This window comes from Pseudoalteromonas sp. S2755 (assembly GCF_005886535.1).
Lineage (GTDB): Bacteria > Pseudomonadota > Gammaproteobacteria > Enterobacterales > Alteromonadaceae > Pseudoalteromonas.
In genome coordinates this window covers 1-19,764 of record NZ_PNDS01000071.1, presented here as the reverse complement: position 1 = coordinate 19,764, position 19,764 = coordinate 1, and the positions used below count along the sequence as shown (strand labels likewise).

The 19,764-nt window shown below is 43.6% G+C and carries 23 protein-coding genes and 1 tRNA gene; 4 read left to right on the top strand and 20 right to left on the bottom strand.

The window, feature by feature from the left end; translation table 11 throughout:
- Positions 1 to 34: 34 nt before the first annotated feature.
- Positions 35 to 598 carry a mechanosensitive ion channel domain-containing protein gene (locus CWC03_RS13030; RefSeq protein ID WP_138582268.1) on the top strand — a complete coding sequence of 188 codons (564 nt, stop codon included), beginning with the start codon at positions 35 to 37 and terminating at the stop codon, positions 596 to 598.
- On the opposite strand, the gene CWC03_RS13025 is transcribed toward CWC03_RS13030, so the two are convergent.
- Genes CWC03_RS13025 through CWC03_RS13015 form a run of 3 tightly spaced genes read right to left on the bottom strand, consistent with a single transcriptional unit; the run spans position 588 to position 2,939 of the window.
- The gene (locus tag CWC03_RS13025; protein ID WP_138582267.1) at positions 588 to 1,616 is read right to left on the bottom strand and encodes a succinylglutamate desuccinylase/aspartoacylase family protein; all 1,029 of its coding nucleotides are present in this window, start codon (positions 1,614 to 1,616) and stop codon (positions 588 to 590) included. The genes CWC03_RS13030 and CWC03_RS13025 overlap by 11 nt on opposite strands.
- Positions 1,603 to 2,508 (bottom strand): 30S ribosomal protein S6--L-glutamate ligase, encoded by a 906-nt coding sequence (gene rimK / locus CWC03_RS13020; RefSeq protein ID WP_010378991.1) that lies wholly within the window; start codon positions 2,506 to 2,508, stop codon positions 1,603 to 1,605. Before rimK ends, CWC03_RS13025 begins: the two co-directional genes overlap by 14 nt.
- On the bottom strand, positions 2,505 to 2,939 hold the full coding sequence (locus CWC03_RS13015) for an ATP-dependent zinc protease family protein (RefSeq protein ID WP_138582266.1): 435 nt from the start codon (positions 2,937 to 2,939) through the stop codon (positions 2,505 to 2,507). The genes rimK and CWC03_RS13015 overlap by 4 nt, the downstream gene beginning before the upstream one ends.
- Before the next feature lie 277 nt (positions 2,940 to 3,216).
- Here CWC03_RS13015 and CWC03_RS13010 point away from each other — a divergent pair, with 277 nt between their 5' ends.
- Positions 3,217 to 4,182 carry a zinc transporter ZntB gene (locus CWC03_RS13010; protein WP_138582265.1) on the top strand — a complete coding sequence of 322 codons (966 nt, stop codon included), beginning with the start codon at positions 3,217 to 3,219 and terminating at the stop codon, positions 4,180 to 4,182.
- A 14-nt stretch (positions 4,183 to 4,196) separates the two neighbouring features.
- Here CWC03_RS13010 and CWC03_RS13005 read toward each other — a convergent pair.
- Positions 4,197 to 4,271: transfer RNA gene (locus CWC03_RS13005), tRNA-Arg, on the bottom strand.
- Positions 4,272 to 4,468: 197 nt separating this feature from the next.
- Between CWC03_RS13005 and CWC03_RS13000 the strand changes: the two genes are divergently transcribed.
- Complete coding sequence (locus CWC03_RS13000) at positions 4,469 to 4,651, top strand: helix-turn-helix domain-containing protein (RefSeq protein ID WP_138582264.1); 183 nt, start codon at positions 4,469 to 4,471, stop codon at positions 4,649 to 4,651.
- A gap of 66 nt (positions 4,652 to 4,717) precedes the next feature.
- On the opposite strand, the gene CWC03_RS12995 is transcribed toward CWC03_RS13000, so the two are convergent.
- The 16 genes from CWC03_RS12995 to trmJ form a co-directional block, all read right to left on the bottom strand.
- The gene (locus CWC03_RS12995; RefSeq protein ID WP_249314035.1) at positions 4,718 to 5,530 is read right to left on the bottom strand and encodes a phosphotransferase; all 813 of its coding nucleotides are present in this window, start codon (positions 5,528 to 5,530) and stop codon (positions 4,718 to 4,720) included.
- Entirely contained in the window at positions 5,493 to 6,113 is a 621-nt protein-coding gene (gene pnuC / locus CWC03_RS12990) for a nicotinamide riboside transporter PnuC (RefSeq protein ID WP_039493061.1), read from the bottom strand. The genes CWC03_RS12995 and pnuC overlap by 38 nt, the downstream gene beginning before the upstream one ends.
- Entirely contained in the window at positions 6,113 to 6,379 is a 267-nt protein-coding gene (locus tag CWC03_RS12985; RefSeq protein ID WP_138582263.1) for a YkoF family thiamine/hydroxymethylpyrimidine-binding protein, read from the bottom strand. Before CWC03_RS12985 ends, pnuC begins: the two co-directional genes overlap by 1 nt.
- Before the next feature lie 26 nt (positions 6,380 to 6,405).
- Positions 6,406 to 6,909 (bottom strand): nuclear transport factor 2 family protein, encoded by a 504-nt coding sequence (locus tag CWC03_RS12980; RefSeq protein WP_138582262.1) that lies wholly within the window; start codon positions 6,907 to 6,909, stop codon positions 6,406 to 6,408.
- An 80-nt stretch (positions 6,910 to 6,989) separates the two neighbouring features.
- Positions 6,990 to 8,366 carry a Gfo/Idh/MocA family protein gene (locus tag CWC03_RS12975; RefSeq protein WP_102057530.1) on the bottom strand — a complete coding sequence of 459 codons (1,377 nt, stop codon included), beginning with the start codon at positions 8,364 to 8,366 and terminating at the stop codon, positions 6,990 to 6,992.
- A 142-nt stretch (positions 8,367 to 8,508) separates the two neighbouring features.
- Positions 8,509 to 9,582 (bottom strand): phosphotransferase enzyme family protein, encoded by a 1,074-nt coding sequence (locus CWC03_RS12970; protein WP_138582276.1) that lies wholly within the window; start codon positions 9,580 to 9,582, stop codon positions 8,509 to 8,511.
- Between the two features lie 46 nt (positions 9,583 to 9,628).
- On the bottom strand, positions 9,629 to 10,510 hold the full coding sequence (locus tag CWC03_RS12965) for a nucleotidyltransferase family protein (protein WP_171040254.1): 882 nt from the start codon (positions 10,508 to 10,510) through the stop codon (positions 9,629 to 9,631).
- A 99-nt stretch (positions 10,511 to 10,609) separates the two neighbouring features.
- Positions 10,610 to 12,043 (bottom strand): NAD-dependent succinate-semialdehyde dehydrogenase, encoded by a 1,434-nt coding sequence (locus CWC03_RS12960; protein ID WP_138582261.1) that lies wholly within the window; start codon positions 12,041 to 12,043, stop codon positions 10,610 to 10,612.
- Between the two features lie 89 nt (positions 12,044 to 12,132).
- Positions 12,133 to 12,471: an ISC system 2Fe-2S type ferredoxin gene (gene fdx / locus CWC03_RS12955; protein ID WP_010607222.1), complete on the bottom strand. Its 339-nt coding sequence runs from the start codon at positions 12,469 to 12,471 to the stop codon at positions 12,133 to 12,135.
- Position 12,472: 1 nt separating this feature from the next.
- The gene (gene hscA / locus CWC03_RS12950) at positions 12,473 to 14,335 is read right to left on the bottom strand and encodes a Fe-S protein assembly chaperone HscA (protein WP_138582260.1); all 1,863 of its coding nucleotides are present in this window, start codon (positions 14,333 to 14,335) and stop codon (positions 12,473 to 12,475) included.
- Positions 14,336 to 14,376: 41 nt separating this feature from the next.
- Positions 14,377 to 14,901, bottom strand: a complete 525-nt coding sequence (hscB, locus tag CWC03_RS12945) for a co-chaperone HscB (protein ID WP_138582259.1) — start codon at positions 14,899 to 14,901, stop codon at positions 14,377 to 14,379.
- Between the two features lie 60 nt (positions 14,902 to 14,961).
- Positions 14,962 to 15,285 carry an iron-sulfur cluster assembly protein IscA gene (gene iscA, locus CWC03_RS12940; RefSeq protein WP_010378967.1) on the bottom strand — a complete coding sequence of 108 codons (324 nt, stop codon included), beginning with the start codon at positions 15,283 to 15,285 and terminating at the stop codon, positions 14,962 to 14,964.
- Between the two features lie 9 nt (positions 15,286 to 15,294).
- Complete coding sequence (gene iscU, locus CWC03_RS12935; RefSeq protein ID WP_010607219.1) at positions 15,295 to 15,678, bottom strand: Fe-S cluster assembly scaffold IscU; 384 nt, start codon at positions 15,676 to 15,678, stop codon at positions 15,295 to 15,297.
- A 60-nt stretch (positions 15,679 to 15,738) separates the two neighbouring features.
- Positions 15,739 to 16,953: an IscS subfamily cysteine desulfurase gene (locus tag CWC03_RS12930; protein WP_138582258.1), complete on the bottom strand. Its 1,215-nt coding sequence runs from the start codon at positions 16,951 to 16,953 to the stop codon at positions 15,739 to 15,741.
- Between the two features lie 23 nt (positions 16,954 to 16,976).
- Positions 16,977 to 17,468 (bottom strand): Fe-S cluster assembly transcriptional regulator IscR, encoded by a 492-nt coding sequence (gene iscR / locus CWC03_RS12925; RefSeq protein ID WP_010378960.1) that lies wholly within the window; start codon positions 17,466 to 17,468, stop codon positions 16,977 to 16,979.
- A gap of 291 nt (positions 17,469 to 17,759) precedes the next feature.
- Positions 17,760 to 18,488 (bottom strand): tRNA (cytosine(32)/uridine(32)-2'-O)-methyltransferase TrmJ, encoded by a 729-nt coding sequence (gene trmJ, locus CWC03_RS12920; protein ID WP_138582257.1) that lies wholly within the window; start codon positions 18,486 to 18,488, stop codon positions 17,760 to 17,762.
- A gap of 215 nt (positions 18,489 to 18,703) precedes the next feature.
- On the opposite strand from trmJ, the gene suhB reads away from it, so the two are divergent.
- Positions 18,704 to 19,507: an inositol-1-monophosphatase gene (suhB, locus tag CWC03_RS12915; RefSeq protein ID WP_099643970.1), complete on the top strand. Its 804-nt coding sequence runs from the start codon at positions 18,704 to 18,706 to the stop codon at positions 19,505 to 19,507.
- The last annotated feature ends 257 nt before the right edge of the window (positions 19,508 to 19,764 follow it).

Below are 19,764 nucleotides of genomic sequence, written 5' to 3'. Positions count from 1 at the left end.
ATATAAAGCAGAAAAAATTTCTTAGGATACGATTTTGCATTTGTTAGATTTCGCACTCAGTCAATACAAGCTAATTGTAACTTTGGTGGCGCTATTATCCTTCCCACTATTGATGAAAGCGTGTTGCAAACTCTTAGAAAAAGTAACACGCGGAAAAATAGACTCTCATCGTAAGCAACGTGCCGATCTACTCATTCGTGTACTCGTTGCATTTGTATTCGTCTGTTTCATGCTCGTGTTCTGGGGTATAGAACTTCGTGGTTTACTGGTGCTCGGCTCATCGTTATTTGCGATGTTAGGTGTTGCCATGTTTGCCGGTTGGTCATTGCTTTCCAATCTGACTTCGTTTTTACTAATGTTTATTCAAAACGATTATCGCGTTGGGAATTGGGTAAGAATTGTCGACGGTGCAAACTTTGTTGAAGGCTGTATTGTAGAGATGGGGCTGATGAGTGTAGTGCTGCGTCATGTTGATGGTCATAAAGTCGTGTATCCTAACAACTTGTTTGTTACTCGACCCGTTATGGTGCTTAGTCAGGAACCGACTAAACCTAAACAGGTTCCAACACCAAGAAGAACATTAGGCCCTAAGAAATAGGGCCTATATCGTCAATAAAGGTTTCTAGCTGTTGTTCAACAATGCTATTTGCATGTGCAAAATAAGCTAAATGAAAAACTGCATCTCCTTCATTCACCAAAGGTAGCATTTGCTGGCCAATTACTATCCCACTACGGGGCGCGATAATCGCTTCTTCGCTTTGACCTAATGGACTGTCTATATAAGCCAAGATTTGACCTTTTGATACGCGTTCCCCCAAGTTAACTTGAGCTCGAACAATACCATCAACATCCGCACGCACCCAACTTGTCGCTGCCGCGATAACCGCATCATGACGTTGCTTCCTGCGACGCCCACGCAGCATTCTGAGTTTACGCATGACATTCTCGACACCTTGCAATCCAGCTGCAATAGCTAATGAGTCAAACCGCAATGCTTCTCCTGCTTCATAAGTGATAACAGGAATATCTAACCCCGCGGCTTCACTTCGCAAAGAGCCATTACGCAGTCGTGCATCTATTGCAACCGGAGTACCAAACGCCATGGCCATTTCTTTAGTCATTTCACAGGACAAGTCACCTCGGATCTGCGGTAAGTTCGAGCGATGAATAGCCCCTGTATGCAAATCAATAATATGGGTGCATTTTTTTACCACTAAGTCGAAAAACATATAAGCCATTCGAGCTCCTAGAGAGCCTTGCTCAGAACCAGGAAAGCAGCGGTTTAGGTCTCGTCTATCAGGTAAATATCGAGACTTATGAATAAAGCCGAAGATATTCACAATTGGCACCGCTATCAAAGTACCTCGCAGCGTCGCCGCATCAACTTTACTCAATAGCTGACGCACGACCTCAACGCCATTCAGCTCATCACCATGAATTGCGGCACAGACCAAAAGTACTGGCCCAGCCTCTGCGCCATTAACGACTTCAATCGGAATAGTCATTGGCGTATGTGTATAGAGCTTTGCCACTTCCAACTGAACAGTCTGCCTTTCAGCAACACCCACTCGTGTATCTAATAGCGTAAAGGGTTGATTGATTTTAACCTTTGCCACGTGTAGCAGTCCTTTTCGCCGCTGCATTCTTCTCAATAAAGGAGATGATTAAGCTAGCTATATCTTTACCTGTAGCCTTTTCGATACCCTCAAGGCCCGGAGAAGAGTTCACTTCCATCACCAAAGGCCCACGCTCTGAACGTAACAAATCAACACCAGCAACATTTAGGCCCATGGCCTTTGCAGCAGCAATCGCAGTGCGACGCTCTTCTGGAGTGATTTTTACCAATGTTGCAGAACCGCCACGATGCAGATTTGAGCGGAACTCACCTTCTTGCGCTTGACGTTTCATCGCGGCAATAACACGGTCACCGATAACGAAACAGCGAATGTCCGCACCACCAGCTTCTTTAATATACTCTTGCACCATAATGTTAGCTTTCAAGCCCATAAATGCTTCAATAACGCTTTCTGCAGCTTTGCGCGTCTCAGCTAACACCACACCAATTCCTTGAGTGCCCTCAAGCAGTTTGATCACAACCGGCGTGCCGCCAACCATTTCCAGTAAGTCTTTGACGTCATCTGGCTTGCTGGCAAACCCTGTAATTGGCATGCCTACGCCTTTTCTTGACAGTAACTGTAATGAACGCAACTTATCTCTTGAGCGAGTAATTGCAACAGACTCATTCAATGGGTATACCCCCATCATTTCAAATTGTCTGAGTACCGCACACCCATAAAACGTCACAGAAGCACCAATTCGCGGAACAATCGCATCAAAGCCGCTCAACTGCTGGCCCTTAAAGTGAATTTCAGGCTCACTACTGTTGATATTCATATAACAACGTAGTGCGTCAATAACCTCTACTTCATGCCCACGTTGCTCAGCCGCCTCAATTAAACGACGTGTTGAATATAAAGATTGATTCCTTGAAAGAATGCCAATTTTCATGATTTATCCGTTTTATTACTTAAGTATGATTGCTCTGGATCAACAAGGATGCGGCCTCGCATCGCTGTACGGCCCAGTAACATTCTAAATTTCATAGTTTCTCTATCGCTTAGCGTGATTTCAATTGGCCAAGCCTGATTGCCGATAGTTAAATTTGTTTCTATTACATATCGTAGTTCTTTATGACCGCCCGAATCGGTAACAACGCGCTCATCTACTACTTTTGCTTCACAACAGACTTCATAGTCGGTATTGTCTTGTTTGGGATGGATCCAAAACCTCACCCAAAGTTCATCTTGTTCTGTTTTGAAAGGCTCAACCTTAAAGGCATGCAGACATGATGTTCTTGCTCCAGTATCTACTTTCGCTTTGATTTTTTCGATACCTAAATCGGGTAAGGAAAGCCACTCTCTCCAACCAACTGTGATCATATTATGCTCTCGTACAAAATGAGTTTGGACTTATACGCTGATTCAAGTCACTTGAAAAACAAAATAAATTTATCCTAAAGATAAAAAGGCTCTGTTAAGCCGAGCACCTTAACTTACAGTAACACCACTTACACATTTTTCAAGGTAAAGCCGTATACTGAGCTAAAGTAAAATAGAATATTCAAACAATTTATTTCATCGCCAAGATTTTTAAATAAATTTGAAAATTAAATTATCTATGTCAGTCTTGGAACGTACTTTTTAATAGGAATTAACTATGACTGGATTACTCCATGCGTTTGTGCTCGACGGTCAAGGTGGCGGTAGACTGCTTTGCGATCTGAGTGAAGTAAAATCCGTAATTCACAAAGAGCCTCTTTGGCTCCATTTCGACTACAGTTTCGACGAAACGACCGAATGGCTGAAGCAACAAGCTTTTTTGGATGACTGGGAAAGAGAAGCGCTAACCGCAGATGAAACCCGCCCAAGGATAGCTAATGGTGATGAAGGTTTACTGGTATTCTTGCGAGGTGTGAATCTTAACCCTAAGCAGAGCCCCGAAGACATGGTTTCTATTCGCTGTTTTGCAAATGAGAAATTATTTATCACCTGCCGTAAGCGCCATATTATGTCTGCCCAAGATATGTTGGCATTACTAAAAAAAGGTCAGGGTGCAAAAAGCATCGGTGAACTACTGTCTACATTGGTAATGCGACTTTCAGTGCGGATGCAGGACATCATCTGGCAAATAGAAGAGCAGCTTGACGAATTTGAAGACGCAATGGAAAGCACTGAGCAACTGCCCAACTATCAGCAACTTTCAACATTAAGAAGGCAAACTATTGGTCTAAAACGCTACCTTAAGCCTCAAAAGCTGGCTATTAACGAACTGCTATTAGCAAAGCTTGTTTGGCTGGACGAAGATCATCATCACATGATTGAAGAGGCAAGCAATGCTTTGAGTCGATATATCGAGGAGTTAGAAGCCGCGATTGAGCGTGCACAAGTGATCCAAAATGCTATCACCAACCATCAAAATGAACAGTTAAACCAAAGAATGTACGTGATGTCCGTCGTTGCAGCGTTGTTCTTACCACTTGGATTTTTAACGGGCTTGTTAGGAGTGAATATTGGCGGTATTCCTGGCACAGAATGGGGTGGCGCATTTGCCTTTTTTGTTATTATGTTGGTAGTACTAACAGGCGGTATTGGCGTGTACTTTAAGCGTAAAGGCTGGTTGTAAGTAGGTATAAAAGTTGGCGCTCTCGCTAGGGATCGAACCTAGAACTCAGCCTCCGGAGGGCTACGTGATATCCATTTCACCACGAGAGCGTCGACAATATAATAATGCTTAGTGCAGGCAATTGCCAGACAATGTTTGCTATATGACTAATTAGTAACCTATTTTTTAAAAAAAGCTGTACTTTGGGCAAAAAACCAGTTATTCAACTATGCTTTGAAAATAATAAAATAGAATGATATTGCTGCCAGTTCAGAAATATCGCGATACATCATTGAGGATCCCAAATATGACACCGATGACAACAGAGCAAGTTGCAGAGTTTCTTGACGTAAAGGTTGAGCGCGTAAGACGCCTCGCACGAGAAAACTTGCTAGTCGCCAAAGACACAGATGCCAATGGCGAACCTATCTTTGACAAAACCGATGTTGAAAAATACAAAGAACTCGCACAGCGACTGGGTGGGATCTAAACTACCCAATAGTGATGACCAGTAGTGTGATCAAGGAATATCACACACTACTGGCTTAGCTAGTTATTACGATATCCACTGCTTCAGTAACTGCCTCAGTTTTTCTGCTTCTGTTATTACGCCACGCTGCTCATACCATTGAATGCTAACAATCAAATAAATTTGGCAAAATACCGTCAGTTTAGCTTGAGCGTATGAAGGCATAACTTGCTGCTTTAGAGAAAAGTAAGACTCAACCACCGTAAGTGCTTCTTCAACACCACAGCTAAAACTACACACCAGCGCTGCTAAATCAAAAAAGATATCACTGTGACAAGCATATTCAAAGTCGATTAACCGCACTCCCTCCGGAGTTTGAATGATATTGCTCATGACTAAGTCATTATGGCAAAACGCCTGATCCACAGGTAAAGAAGCTAAGCTTTCGATAAGCCATGTGATATCGACCAGGTAACGCAGTTCCTCATCAATAGTCTGGACATAACCGGCTAAGTCCAGCTCCTCATATACTTTAAGCTCTAAGCTATGCACATGAATAACTTGTGCTAACAACGCAGTATTTAACTTTGGCTCAGCACACACTTCTGGCATAAAGGTGAACAGCGCCATGCGAGTGCGTAGGTCGTACTGCAATACGTTAGAAGTAATGCCTTGCTGTGCTAACTTGTTTTGTGCCTTTAAGGCCTCAGTAGGAATACCATGGCTATAGCATTTTAATAGATAGCTTTCACCCTTACTCACCATCAGGTAATTATTGTTACTCACACCTTTAGTTAGCTTTTCCAGTCGCTCAACTGAAACCTTAAATACGGTATCTACCTTCGCTTTTAATTTTTCAAGCTCAGAGTGCTGCAAGCGTCTTTCCTTGCTTAGCTTCATATTCTTCGTACCAACGCTTGTAACCCCAACACGCCATCAAGGTATAGAAAATAAATAGTACCAGCGTAGGATAGAAACCTTTAAGGTAATAAAGGTAGATGGAGGCTGCATCAATCACGACCCAATATAACCAGTTTTCAAGAATTTTCTTAGCCACTAAATAGGTCGTCACCACCGCAAAGCATGTGGTAAAGCTATCTAAATAGGCGAGATCTGCTGCCATATAATGCTTCGTGAAATAACCGAGCACAACAGAAACCACTGAAGTGATAACAATGATTGAAAGATGTTTTGATAACGACCAAGAAACGATATCACTGGGCTTATTTTTGTCACCCTGACGCCACATCCACCAACCAACAACAGCCATGACCATATAGTAAAAGTGCAGCAGTGATTCCATCACTAGTGCTCCGTTCCAGTACAGCACGGTATAAATAAAGGTATTAATAAAGGCCACAGGCCAACACCAAATATTCTCTCGAATTGCCAGCAATAAATAGGCGACTGCCAGCACCACAGCGATATACTCCCAACTCGACATCGCTGTGAACCCAGCAAAGGTTTCAGTAAACCAGTCCATTAATCGCAGGCACTATCAGCTGGAGATAAATCGCCTGAGATAAACTTACAAACAAAAATACATTTTCCGTAAGCTTCAAATGAGCGTTTCATTTCTTGATTCAATACTGAGGTCACTAAATCAAATTCACCAAAGACCTGAGTTGACATCGTGTTTGTGATCACCTTGATCCCTTCATGCTCATTCAGCCTATCAATAAAACCTTTAATAAAAGGGATATAGTCTTGGTGCAGTGGGTACTTGCTTATTTCAACAGAAACTTGCATGGGCGCTCCTTACAAATGGCAGCCGATTATTGATATTGCAGATTTAGATTTTCCCCACCGGTAAAATCCGATTTCGGGGTATAGTTTATCCAATCTTGCTGATAGATAATTTTACCTTTTTCGTCAAACTTTAGCACTATCAGAAATCGCCAAGGCCCTAACTCGCGTGACGCATGATTAAAGCGATTAAAAACGCCTCTAGCAACCACAGTTCGAGTCGTAGTATCGACTATCTTATCTTCTACCACTAAGGCAGGTTGTTCATCCAGCACAGCAAAACTCCCTGCAGACCAATTAAAAAAAGCCGTAATTTGATCTTTACCTTGTGCTTTATGGCCAAAAACCATATCTTCCAACACGGCATCTTCGGCATAGAACTCGATAAACTGCCTAAAGTTCTTCCGCTGAGCATAGGTATTAAAGTAAGCATCGGCATGGCTGATGAATGTATTTTTCTTACTGATATTAACGGAGTTACTACAACCACTCAGTATTAATATAAAAAATAACAAGAACCGATAGCGCATCATAGTCACTCCAAAAGCCGTATTAATCGAGTATAAAAAAAGCGCCTGTAGCGCTTAATTCGACGATGACAAAGTGTGTATTTTTATACTGTTACTATACCCAATGGTTTAGCGGTTTTCCACGCTCCACGGGTAAAGTCTGGAATACTCAATGATTCACTGCGATTAGCGACTGATTGAGCCGATAATGGAGAAATTACCGACCAAGCGGCACCGTCGTATACGTCTTGATCTAGCGCCTCACCATTGCGCAGGCAATAGATCATCCGCCAGAACATTAAAAAGTCCATACCACCATGACCGCCGTTGCGCTGCGCTTCTTCACCCATTTTAGTCCAAAGCGGATGGTCGTATTGTTTATACCATGAATCCATTTCGTAATCCCATTCATGGAAGCTCTTCGTACCACCTTGCTCTAACGCGATACGATTAGGGAAACCAGCAAAGACCCCATTAGTTCCTTGAATAAGATTGTGACGAGAATAAGGCCTAGGCGTGGTCGTATCATGTTGCACCATGATACTGCGTCCTTTGATGGTCTTAATCATCGTGGTATTCATATCACCCGCAATATAATGTAGTTGATTACGTTCATGATCTGCCGGAAATTCGCGTTTTGCATAGGCTGCACGACCTAGGGCGGGAGAACTCATAGAAGTTAAGTAATCAAAACGGTCACCGCGGTTAATATTCATGTACTGAGATACGGGTCCTAAACCATGCGTTGGATATAGGTTACCATCTCGCTTAGTATGCCAGTGCGTACGCCATGAGCCGGTCTTGTGCTCAATTTCTTTCATTTGCCAACGTAGCTCATGAATATATGCAGCTTCACCATGCAACAACTCACCGAATACACCTTGGCGAACCATGTTCAGTACCATTAACTCATCACGACCGTAATTGACATTTTCCATCATCATACAGTTCTTTTGCGTGCGCTCTGCGGTGTCGACTATCTGCCACATTTCTTCAACGGTCAGCGCTAAAGGTACTTCAACAAACGCGTGCTTACCACTGTTCATGGTATCTATTGCCATCGGCGCGTGCCATTTCCAAGGTGTTGAAATGATAACGATGTCAATATCGTCCCGATTTAGCATTTCTTGATATGCTAAGTCACCACCACGATACAGCGCAGGTTTCGGCAAACCTCGTTCGCGCACAAGATAATCAGCCGATTTTTCAAGCACTTCATCATGAGTATCACAAATCGCGACAATGCGTGCGCCATCGATGTGACTCATGCGCTTTACATGACCATAGCCACGTTGGCCAACACCTATAAAACCTACCCGAACCACGTCCATTTTTGGTGCTACGAGTCCAATGACAGAGCGCCCTTGTTGCTTAGGTACAACACTGTTATTTTGATTAGAACTTGCGCACCCAGCTACTACACTCGCAGCCGCTGCCGCTCCTGCGGCTTTTAAAAAGTCGCGGCGGTTTATATTTTTCATTCTTACTCCTAAACGATACTTCTTAACAGCACTAATACTGCTCGCTATCAAGCTAACCTATCCCAATCTTAGGTTCAAAACATTGCGATAAAGCCGCAAAAAAAAGCGCTTGAAGCGCTTTTTCTTAAAATATATTAAACCGTTAAATTGCCCTGATAATATTATTCAGACAATCCTCTTTTTCTAGCACACTGGAATACAACGCAAACTGGTTCTTCGCACGGTCAAGATTATGATTTGCTCTGTGGGTTGCAAAATAATTATCTCCATCAAGGTGATCTGTTAAAAATCTCAGACCTATCATGAATGGCATCACTTTTGCGCCAAGAATAAAACTGTCTTTTTCTGCTGCAGTTACACTGTCTTGTAACGGTTCAATATACCCTTGCGCCAGCGCAGCAAAGATATTTTCTCTTACCTGCACATTACTCAAGTTCGTAGAGTCTTCAGCTTCTGGTGAACAAAAGGTACGCACCATATCGCCAAAATCAAACAACCAGTTACCCGGCATACACGTATCTAAGTCGATAACGGCTCGCGCTGCATCACTCTGTGTTGAAAACAGCATGTTGTTGATTTTGGTATCGTTGTGGCAAGCTCTAAGTGGTACTTGTTTTTGTGCCTGCTGCAATTCTTCTGCAAGTGCAAATTGCTGCTGAAAAGCGGCGATAATATCACTGCACCTTTCCGCGCGACCATGCTCATCTTTTGCTAGTACTTGGTTAAATGCGTCAATACGCATCGCCAAGTTATGAAAGTTTGGAATGACATGATGTAACTGCGCGGCATCAAAATCATTTAGCGCATGTGCAAACTGCCCGAAGGCGTTTGCAGCCGTTAATGCTTGTTGTTCGTTTGCCACTACGTCTTCGCTATAACTGCGGCCAATAAATGCAAGCGCACGCCAAACTTCGTCATTAATATCGACTAAATATTGGCCTGAACTCGTCGCTAGGTGCTTTATGATAGCGAGACTATAGTCACCATTTAAGGCTTTTGCTGTTAAGTGCTGTTCAATCGCTCGCGCATTTTCAACAAGGTGTAAAGGGTTTGGAAATACCGTGGTATTTAGCTTTTGTACTACCATGGTTTTGTGGTTGTCCTGCAACAACATAGTCGTGTTGATATGACCACTACCAATCGGCTTCATTTTAGCTTCTTCACTAATGAGACCATATTCATCAGCAAGTTGTTGCGCAACGGCTTGATACTCCATATTCACCTCAAAAGGAGTTAAGTCGGATATAGTTGTGTGGAGATGATTATCTTCCCTGACGTGCTTCATAAATCTTTCTCGCGACAATGTCTAGTTCGCTCTTATAAGTTATACCGTACCAATGTGATTGAGCTTGGTAGACCGACACGGTTTGTAGGCCCTTATTGATACTGTGTTGGATACAATCCGGCAGATAATACTCTTTTTTGACACCGTTGTCATAATTCCTTAAAAACGCGTTAAACCCGGCTTCTAATGAATCAAAAAGTGACGGCGTCACTCCCCAACAGGTCATCGAAGCAAGCGCAGAGCTTGCTATCTTACACCGCTTACCTGCAATATCACCTGACAACTCGCCGTTTTCAAAGCGAATATCTAATGCCTCTTCAACCGAGTGTAGTTGTTGCGCGTGTACCTGACAAACGCCACGGTTTACGCCACCTTGATCTGATAAGGTATTTATAATTGGGTATGCGACCATCGCCATATTGCTATGATGCTGAAAATGTTCAACAAGTTGCTCAAATGCATCGGGCCCGTAATAATCATCCGCCGTAATAACTATCGCAGGCTTATCAACGTATGGTTTTGCACACAACAGCGCATGTCCTGTGCCCCATGGTTTTTCTCGCCCTGCCAAACAGTCGATAAATTCATTCGGAATATCGCTAAGCCGCTGCTGCACTAAAGTGATGTTCAGCGCCTTCGGCAATCGTGGCAATATCACATTTTCGATTAGGCTTCGCACTTTGTCATTGATGATCAAAATAACATCGCGCACACCAGCATGATGCGCGTCAATTATGCTCAATTCCATAATACTTTTATCGATACTTGGTAGCGCTGCAACCTGCTTATTACCACCAAAGCGGCTTCCTAATCCACCTGCCAAAATGATCAGCTTAGGGGGGTGTTCGATTCGTATCATTGAAAATATATCAAAACTCAAATAAGCGGGTAAGTGTACTGAGCTTTTGCGCAGAATAAAAGCAATTGCGAGGAAAGGCGTCCTCGCAATTAGTGTGAACTAGCTAAACTTTTGGCATAAGTACTTTATTTCTTGGTATTCAAGCAGTCCTTCCTGTGCTCCTTCTCGGCCAAGACCTGAAAACTTCACTCCGCCAAAAGGCGCTACAGGATTGGATATTGCCCCTTCATTAATCCCAATCATGCCATACTCAAGTGCTTGACTTACTCGCCTTATTTGATTGCTATCATTTGAGTAAAAATAGGCTGCAAGCCCTTCTGGCACAGAGTTTGCCATTCTTACCACTTCATCTTCACTCTCAAAATCAATAATGCTGACAATCGGTGCAAAAATTTCTTCGTGGAAGATCCGCATGGTGCTATTTACACCCGTGATAACTACCGGTGCCATAAATTGGCCGCTTTGTTTATCACCTTGATAAGCGATGCTCGCGCCTTTAGTTAACGCATCTTCCAACAGCTGCTGTGCTTTTTGTTTGGCTTCGAGTGAAATGAGTGGACCAATATCAACACCTTGCTCTAAACCATTTCCCAAGGTGAGCAAGCTTACCTGCTGAGTAAGCGTAGTGAGTAGTTCTGCCGCGATATCTTTTGCGACAAACACGCGATTTGCGGCCACACAAGTTTGCCCTGCATTTCTAAACTTCGCTGCCATCAAACCACTTACCGCTTGCTCAACATCAGCGCTGTCGAAAACAATAAATGGTGCATTACCACCAAGCTCCATTGACGTTCTTTTCACCGTATCGGCACATTGCTTCAACAACGCACTCCCCACTTGTGTTGACCCCGTAAACGTGAGTTTTCGAACTTGTGGTGACTCAGTAAGATGTGCTACTAACCCTTTAGAATCCTTGGTCACTAACACCTGAAAAGCGCCAACTTCCATTCCTGCCTGAATAGCCAGCTTAGCCAGTGCGATGGCCGCAAGAGGGGTTTTCTCAGAGGGCTTTAAAATAAAACTACAGCCTGCTGCATAGGCTGGTGCTACTTTTCTGGTGATCATCGCCAGTGGAAAATTCCATGGAGTGATCCCAAGTACAACACCAACCCCTTGTCTGATTGTAGTTAGCTCATGTGATTGAGAATGGCTGGGAATAACCTGCCCATAGGCGCGCTTGGCTTCTTCGCTATACCATTCAATAAATCCTGCAGCATAATCCGCCTCGGCAAGTGCCTCTTTAAGCGGTTTGCCTTGTTCCTTAGTGACGATTTCAGCCAAAGCCTGACGATGCTCTATTACTAACTCGTGCCATTTTCTAAGTACTTGGCTACGGGCGTGTGCTGTCGTGCAGGCAAGTTTTTCAAAGGTTTCAACCGCTGCATGCAGCGCCTTATCGGCAGCCTGATTATCCGCCTCAGAAACCTGTGCAAGCTGCTCTCCAGTTGCAGGATTAACCACATCGACTTGCGTTTTACTATGGTGTGCTTGGCCATTGATGAGTGAAAATTCGGGATTACTGATGAGTGACATAGCGTTCCTCCTAGAAAAGCAAAAAGCCGTAGTATAAGACTACGGCTTTTATTAAATTTGTCAGTAACAACCTAGGTTGTTAGCAGCACTTAATGGTCTTCATTAACGATATTGAGATTGTACTTCGGAATTTCAACTACTAAGTCTTCATCACTAATTATCGCTTGGCAACCTAAACGAGACTCAGCTTCGAGACCCCACGCTTTATCTAACATGTCATCTTCTAACTCATCACTTTCTTCAAGTGAGTCAAACCCTTCACGAACAACAATATGGCACGTGGTACATGCGCATGATTTTTCACAGGCATGTGGAATACTAATACCGTTTTTCAACGCCACATCGAGTACAGTTTCACCCGTTTTCGCTTCGATTGCAGCACCTTCCGGGCATAACTCTTCATGGGGTAAAAAGATAATTTGTGGCATATTACACCTCGTCTACCGACTGCCCTTGCAGTGCCTTTTTAATTGATTCATCCATACGGCGTGAAGCAAAATCACTACTCGCCTGATCGACTTCTTCGATCGCCTTTTTAATCTGCTCTGGATTGTCTGCACTTTCGCGAATTTGTGCAAGTTCAGTCATTGCACCGCTCAGTGCATTGAGCTCATCTTCTGCCAACAGGTGACCATCCGTTGCAAGCGATGCCTCTAACGCTTCCAACACACGCAGTGCTTCAACCTGCTGCTCTTTAAGCATACGAGCGCTCATGTCTTCTTTGGCATTGCTCATCGAATCTTTTAGCATTTGTGCTACTTGGTCATCGCTCAAACCAAACGACGGCTTGACTTGGATCTCAGCCTGCACGCCTGTCGACTTTTCTTCAGCGGAAACACTCAATAGACCATCGGCGTCAACTCTAAAAGTGACTCGAATATGCGCAGCGCCTGCCGCCATTGGCGGAATGCCTTTTAGACTAAATTTAGCCAAACTACGACAATCATCCACGAGCTCACGCTCACCTTGCAATACATGCAATGACATAGCAGTTTGACCATCTTTAAAGGTGGTAAACTCTTGTGCACGTGCAACAGGAATAGTGGTATTGCGCGGAATGATTTTTTCAACCAATCCACCCATAGTTTCTAAGCCTAAAGACAATGGCAATACATCAAGCAGTAACATATCAGAGTCAGGTTTGTTACCCACTAAAATATCAGCTTGGATAGCAGCACCTAATGCCACCACACGGTCTGGATCGATTGATGTTAGCGGCTCTTTGGCGAAGAAACTCCCAACTTCTTCACGCACCACTGGCATACGAGTCGAACCACCCACCATCACAACCTGCAAGACTTCTTCTGATGTGACATCGGCGTCTTTTAACGCGCGGCGACAAGAGCGTAAAGTCTTTTTAACCAATGGCATTGCCATTTCAGCAAATGCTTGACGCGTGATCGTAACAACCAACTTTTGCTCGCAAACTGGTAGCTCTACGTTTACCGTTTCATAACTTGAAAGCGCTTCTTTACAGGCTCTTGCCTTATTGATAAACAAGCGTAGCTCTTTTGGGTTTAAATCAAATAGCTGCGTTTGCTGTTTGAAGAAATCAACCAACAATGAATCAAAGTCATCACCACCAAGGCTAGAATCACCACCTGTTGATAATACCTCAAACACTCCTTGGTTTAAGCGCAAGATTGAAATATCAAACGTACCACCACCAAGGTCATAAACCGCAATCACGCCTTCTTGACCAGAGTCTAAGCCGTAAGCTACCGCAGCCGCAGTCGGCTCGTTGAGAAGTCTTAATACTTTTAGACCAGCAAGCTCGGCTGCGTCTTTTGTACTTTGTCTTTGTGCATCATCAAAATACGCAGGTACAGTGATCACTGCGCCCATTACATCTTCACCAGCAAAACTATCAATAGCACGTTGGTGTAATGTTTTTAAAATTTCAGCGGAGGCTTGTACTGGGCTTACAGCGCCTGCTACGGTTTCAATAGCAAGCGAACCGTTATTATCGACAAAGTTATAAGGCAACTGACCGTAGCTTTGTTCTATTTCAGATTGCGTTTTACCTAAAAAACGTTTTACAGAAATAAGCGTATTAGTGGGGTCTTCAGCAGAAGCAGCTTGGGCTTGTTCACCAACGATAACCTCTGAGTCGGTGTACCTCACTACCGACGGCAGCATAGGTTTACCCATTAAATCACTAAGGGTCTTCGTTTCGCCACTTTGTACTGTTGCCACAAGAGAGTTCGTGGTACCTAAGTCAATACCAATCGCTAATTTATGCTCATGAGGTGCCGCGCTCTGCCCCGGCTCAGCAATTTGCAATAATGCCATAATGCTCTTTTCACTTTAACGTTTGTTGATGCGATACATCATCAATCGAATAATTCATCTTCGATACGTGCTAATTCGTCGCGTAACTTGTAGACAAACTTTAGCTTACGAATATTGTCTGCTGCGGCTTCCAACTTGCTCATGTCATCGCTTTGAAGCTGCTCGGCAAGGGAGGCGCTAAACTCTGTATCTAACGCGTCAATCTGTGTTTCGAACTCTGCAATCGCGCCATCAGGATCCGCCGCATCAGGTAATTCTTCTAATGCTTCACGCAGCTCCATCTGTTGCATTAAAAACATAGGATCTTGCAACGTTTGTTGCTCTGCACGTATGTCTACACCCTTCTCGCTCAGCATATACTCGGCACGCTTAACTGGGTGTTTGAGCACCGCTAGCGCGTCATTGATCTCTGCGGTTTTCTGTACCGCGAGCAACTTTTCACGCTCACTTTTACCAGCAAATCTATCTGGATGAACTGCACGCTGTAGCTCTAAATAACCTTGATTTAGTTTGTTTAAATCAACGTGATAATCAACAGGTAAATCAAATAATTCAAAATAACGCATACGCACCTAATACAGCAAAGCCCCACCAAGGCAGGGCTTTAAGCTATTCACTGTTGCAAACTATACGGTGAAGCTTTCGCCACAGCCACATTCGTCTTTCTGATTTGGGTTATTAAACTTAAACCCTTCATTCAGACCTTCTTTTGTATAATCAAGCTCAGTGCCGTCGATATAAACTAAACTTTTTGCATCAACGATGATTTTGACATCTTTGTCTTCAAATACTTCATCGCCTTCATCTAAATCGTCGACAAATTCGAGAACATAAGCAAGACCTGAACAGCCCGTGGTTTTAATACCAACGCGCAGCCCTATGCCTTTTCCACGGTTACTCAAAAAGGCTAATACGCGATTAGCGGCTGCATCTGTTAACGTCACTGCCATAATAGTCTCTTACTTCGCTTGTTTACTCTTATAATCTGCAATCGCAGCTTGAATCGCATCTTCTGCCAAAATTGAGCAGTGGATTTTCACTGGTGGCAACTCAAGCTCAGCACTGATATCAGTGTTTTTGATAGTAGAAGCTTCTTCTAACGATTTACCTTTCACCCACTCAGTCACAAGGGATGATGATGCAATCGCGCTACCACAACCATATGTCTTGAATTTCGCATCTTCGATGATGCCTTCTTTTGACACTTTAATTTGTAGCTTCATTACGTCGCCACATGCAGGTGCCCCCACCATGCCTGTTGCTACGCTTGGATCGTTCTTGTCTAAAGAACCTACGTTACGTGGATTCTCAACGTGGTCGATAACTTTATCACTGTAAGCCATAACTATTTCCTCACTACCTGCTTGCGGCTGGATAGTATCCAGCCAGCGGCTAAAACTTGCTTAATGGTGTGCCCATTCAACGCTATCTAAGTCGATGCCATCTTGGTGCATTTCCCAAAGCGGTGACATCTCACGTAAGCGACCAATAGAATTCTTAAGAAGATTGACGGTGTAATCGATCTCTTCTTCTGTCGTAAAACGACCAATACTGAAACGGATTGAGCTGTGTGCTAATTCGTCATTACGACCTAGAGCACGCAGTACATAAGATGGCTCTAAGCTCGCCGATGTACATGCAGAACCTGAAGAAACCGCAATGTCTTTAACTGCCATTAGTAGACTTTCACCTTCAACAAAGTTGAAGCTAATGTTTACAATGCCAGGTACTGATTGGTCGATAGCACCATTAAAATAAACTTCGTCCATATCCATTAGGCCGTCCAATAGACGCTGACGAAGCGCACTGATGTGTGCATGGTCTTTTTCAAAGTCTTGCTTAGCAATTCTAAATGCTGTGCCCATACCCACGATTTGATGAGTAGCAAGAGTACCAGAACGCATACCGCGCTCATGACCACCACCGTGCATTTGTGCTTCCAAACGCGCACGTGGCTTACGGCGTACGTACAACGCACCGATACCTTTAGGGCCATAAACTTTGTGGCCCGAAAATGACATAAAGTCTACTTTCAATGTTTGTAGGTCGATTAGTACCTTGCCAGCACTTTGCGCCGCATCAACATGGAACATGATCTTGCGCTCACGACACATCTCACCGATAGTCGCGATATCTTGAATAACACCTAGCTCGTTATTAACGTGCATTACACTCACTAAAACAGTGTCTTCACGCATGGTTGCTTCAAGCTTTTTCAAGTCAAGTAAGCCGTTGTCTTCAACATCCATATACGTCACGTCAAAGCCTTGACGCTCAAGCTCACGGCAGGTGTCTAGTACTGCTTTGTGCTCTGTACGAACGGTGATGATGTGCTTACCTTTCTTTTTATAGAACTGCGCAGCACCTTTGATTGCAAGGTTGTTTGACTCAGTTGCACCAGATGTGAAAACGATTTCACGCGGATCAGCGTTGATTAAATCAGCGATATCATTACGCGCCTGATCAACCAGTTCTTCTGCTTGCCAACCGAAACGGTGTGAACGAGAAGCTGGATTACCAAAGTTACCATCCATTGTCAGGCACTGCATCATCTCGTCTGCAACACGCTGATCAACCGGAGCGGTTGCTGCATAATCTAGATATATCGGTAATTTCATTTATCTCTCCGCTTGACGTCAACCTAGAGTTGACAGCTCACTTGAATATTGTCTAATTGCTCGATAACACGTTTAACGTGCTTATCTTGCCGCGTTGCTACGGATTGAACATCCGCGTCGGCGACTAACTCGGCTAGGGAAATACTGTTTAAAAATTCTTCAATTCGCACACTTAAATCAGACCACAATGAATGAGTTAGACAACGCATACCGCTTTGGCAACCGCCGCCTTCGCCGTGACAACGTGTTGCGTCAACGGACTCGTCAACAGCATTAATCACATCACCAACGGAAATTGTGTGTGCATCACGGCCTAATAAGTAGCCGCCGCCTGGACCACGCACAGAGCTTACTAAGCCATGTTTACGTAGACGGGCAAATAATTGTTCAAGGTAAGATAGCGAAATCTCTTGTCGTTCAGAGATATCGGCTAGTGGAACAGGGCCAATACTTGCGTGTAACGCAACATCTAACATTGCTGTCACGGCGTATCTGCCTTTTGATGTCAGTTTCATGCATAACCCCCGCTAATTTACCAAGCCGCAAATTTTAATTACTTGACTAAGATAGTCAAGTATTAACCAAGCATAATAACGGCTTTAAATCTGCAACCCTCGTATGCCTACCCGAAATACCCGAGTAATTTAATCAGGTATTATGGATATTGTAATTACCTGAGTATTTTAGTCAAGTATTAGTGATGAAGATTTATGCAAGATTTCACAAACGGAATGGTTGATATTTAGACAAAAGAAATACAACAGTATTGGCGCACTGAGTTGGCCAATACTGTTATCTTGTTTGGCTTACTTATTAGTAGATTTATCTATTGAACTTAGGATCCCACGTAGGATGTTCAGCTCTTGATCTTCCGGTCTAGCACGGTTGAACAAACGCTTTAGCTTAGTCATTACCATGCCTGGGTGCTGTTTGATGATAAAGCCGGTGTCATTCAGGGTATTTTCAAGGTGCTCGTAGAATAACTCCATCTGCTTTGATGATGGGTAAATCGCTTCATCCACTTCTTCTGGTTGCTTTTGTTGCGTGTCTAAGTAAGTCATACGCGTTTCGTAAGCCAATGTTTGCACTGCCATTGCAAGATTAAGCGAGCTATACTCAGGATTAGCCGGAATACATACGTGATAGTTGCACAATTGCAACTCTTCATTTGTTAGGCCGCTATTCTCACGACCGAATACTAGGGCGACAGGACCATTCACCGACTCAGCGACCAATTTTTGCGCACACTCACGCGGGTCTACCATTGGCCACGACAAAGTGCGTGAGCGCGCACTCGTGCCAATAGTTAAAGCACAATCAGCAATAGCCTCTTGAAGCGTATCGACTTTAGTCGCCGCACCCAACACGTCAGTTGCGCCAGCCGCCAATGCACTTGCATGGCTGTCCACTTCACATGCAGGGTCAACTAAATAAAGTTTAGATAACCCCATCGTCTTCATCGCTCTCGCAACAGAGCCAATATTGCCAGAGTGTGAGGTGTTCACTAATACAATTCGAATATCTTCTAAAGCCATTTACACGAGTCTCAAACAAAAATAATGGCGCAGTGTAGCATATCTAATTTGCGTTTTTCCAAGCTCCACAACCAGAAATTAAAAATCTTTACGCAGCAACGAAGTACAAAAAACAACCAGAAAAATTCACAATTGGTTATTTACTTTAGAGAAAAAACCGCTAGAATACGCCGGCTCAAAATGATCCTGTTCTTTTACAACCTAAAGGTAATGCTATGCATCCAATGTTGAACATTGCGGTACGCGCTGCGCGTAACGCGGGTAAGGTTATCTTACGTGCAAGTGAAGATTTATCGCGCGTTGAAGCTACTCAAAAAGGCACTAATGATTTAGTTACAAACATCGATAAAGATGCAGAATCAATCATTCGTGACACTATTTTAAAATCTTACCCTGATCACGCTATTGTTGGTGAAGAATTTGGTCACCACGAAGGCAAAGATGCAGACTACCTTTGGGTTATCGATCCTCTAGACGGTACCACTAACTTCGTTAAAGGTATTCCTCATTATGCTGTTTCTATCGCGTTAAGAGTTAAAGGCCGCGTAGAGCAAGCTGTTGTATACGATCCAATCCGCGACGAGTTATTTACCGCTTCTCGTGGCCAAGGCGCACAGCTAAACAACAAACGTATTCGTGTATCTAAGTCTATAGAATTACAAGGCACTGTGCTTGCCACGGGCTTCCCTTTCAAGCAAAAGCACCACATGGATGCCTACCTAGAAGCATTCAAAGCATTATTCATTCATACAGCTGATATCCGCCGTGCGGGCTCTGCTGCTTTAGACATGGCATATGTTGCAGCAGGTCGTATGGATGGTTTCTTTGAAATTGGCCTTAAGCCTTGGGATACAGCAGCTGGTGAGCTGCTAGTAAAAGAGGCTGGTGGTATGGTTACAGACTTTGCAGGTGGTGCTAACTTTAACCGTAGCGGCAACATCATCTGTGGCGCACCTAAGCTTTGCCAAGCGATTGTAAAAGAAATTCGCCCAGTATTAACTGAGTCATTGTTAAAATAATAGCGCTGGCTTAGATGAAAAAACCCAAGCACTGCTTGGGTTTTTTTGTATCTGATTCAATCTAGAAATAACAATAGTAAGAGCTAGCTGTTATTCCAAAATTATACCAATTTTCTTAATTAAGTGGGCTATTTTGAGGCGAGGAAATCTTGTCGATAACACCGCTTCCGCATCCTGCTCACGCCAAGGTACCTACGTCCTGTAGGCAAGGCAAAAATTTTGCTATTTAGTTGTTCTAAATAAGAAATTTTTAACGA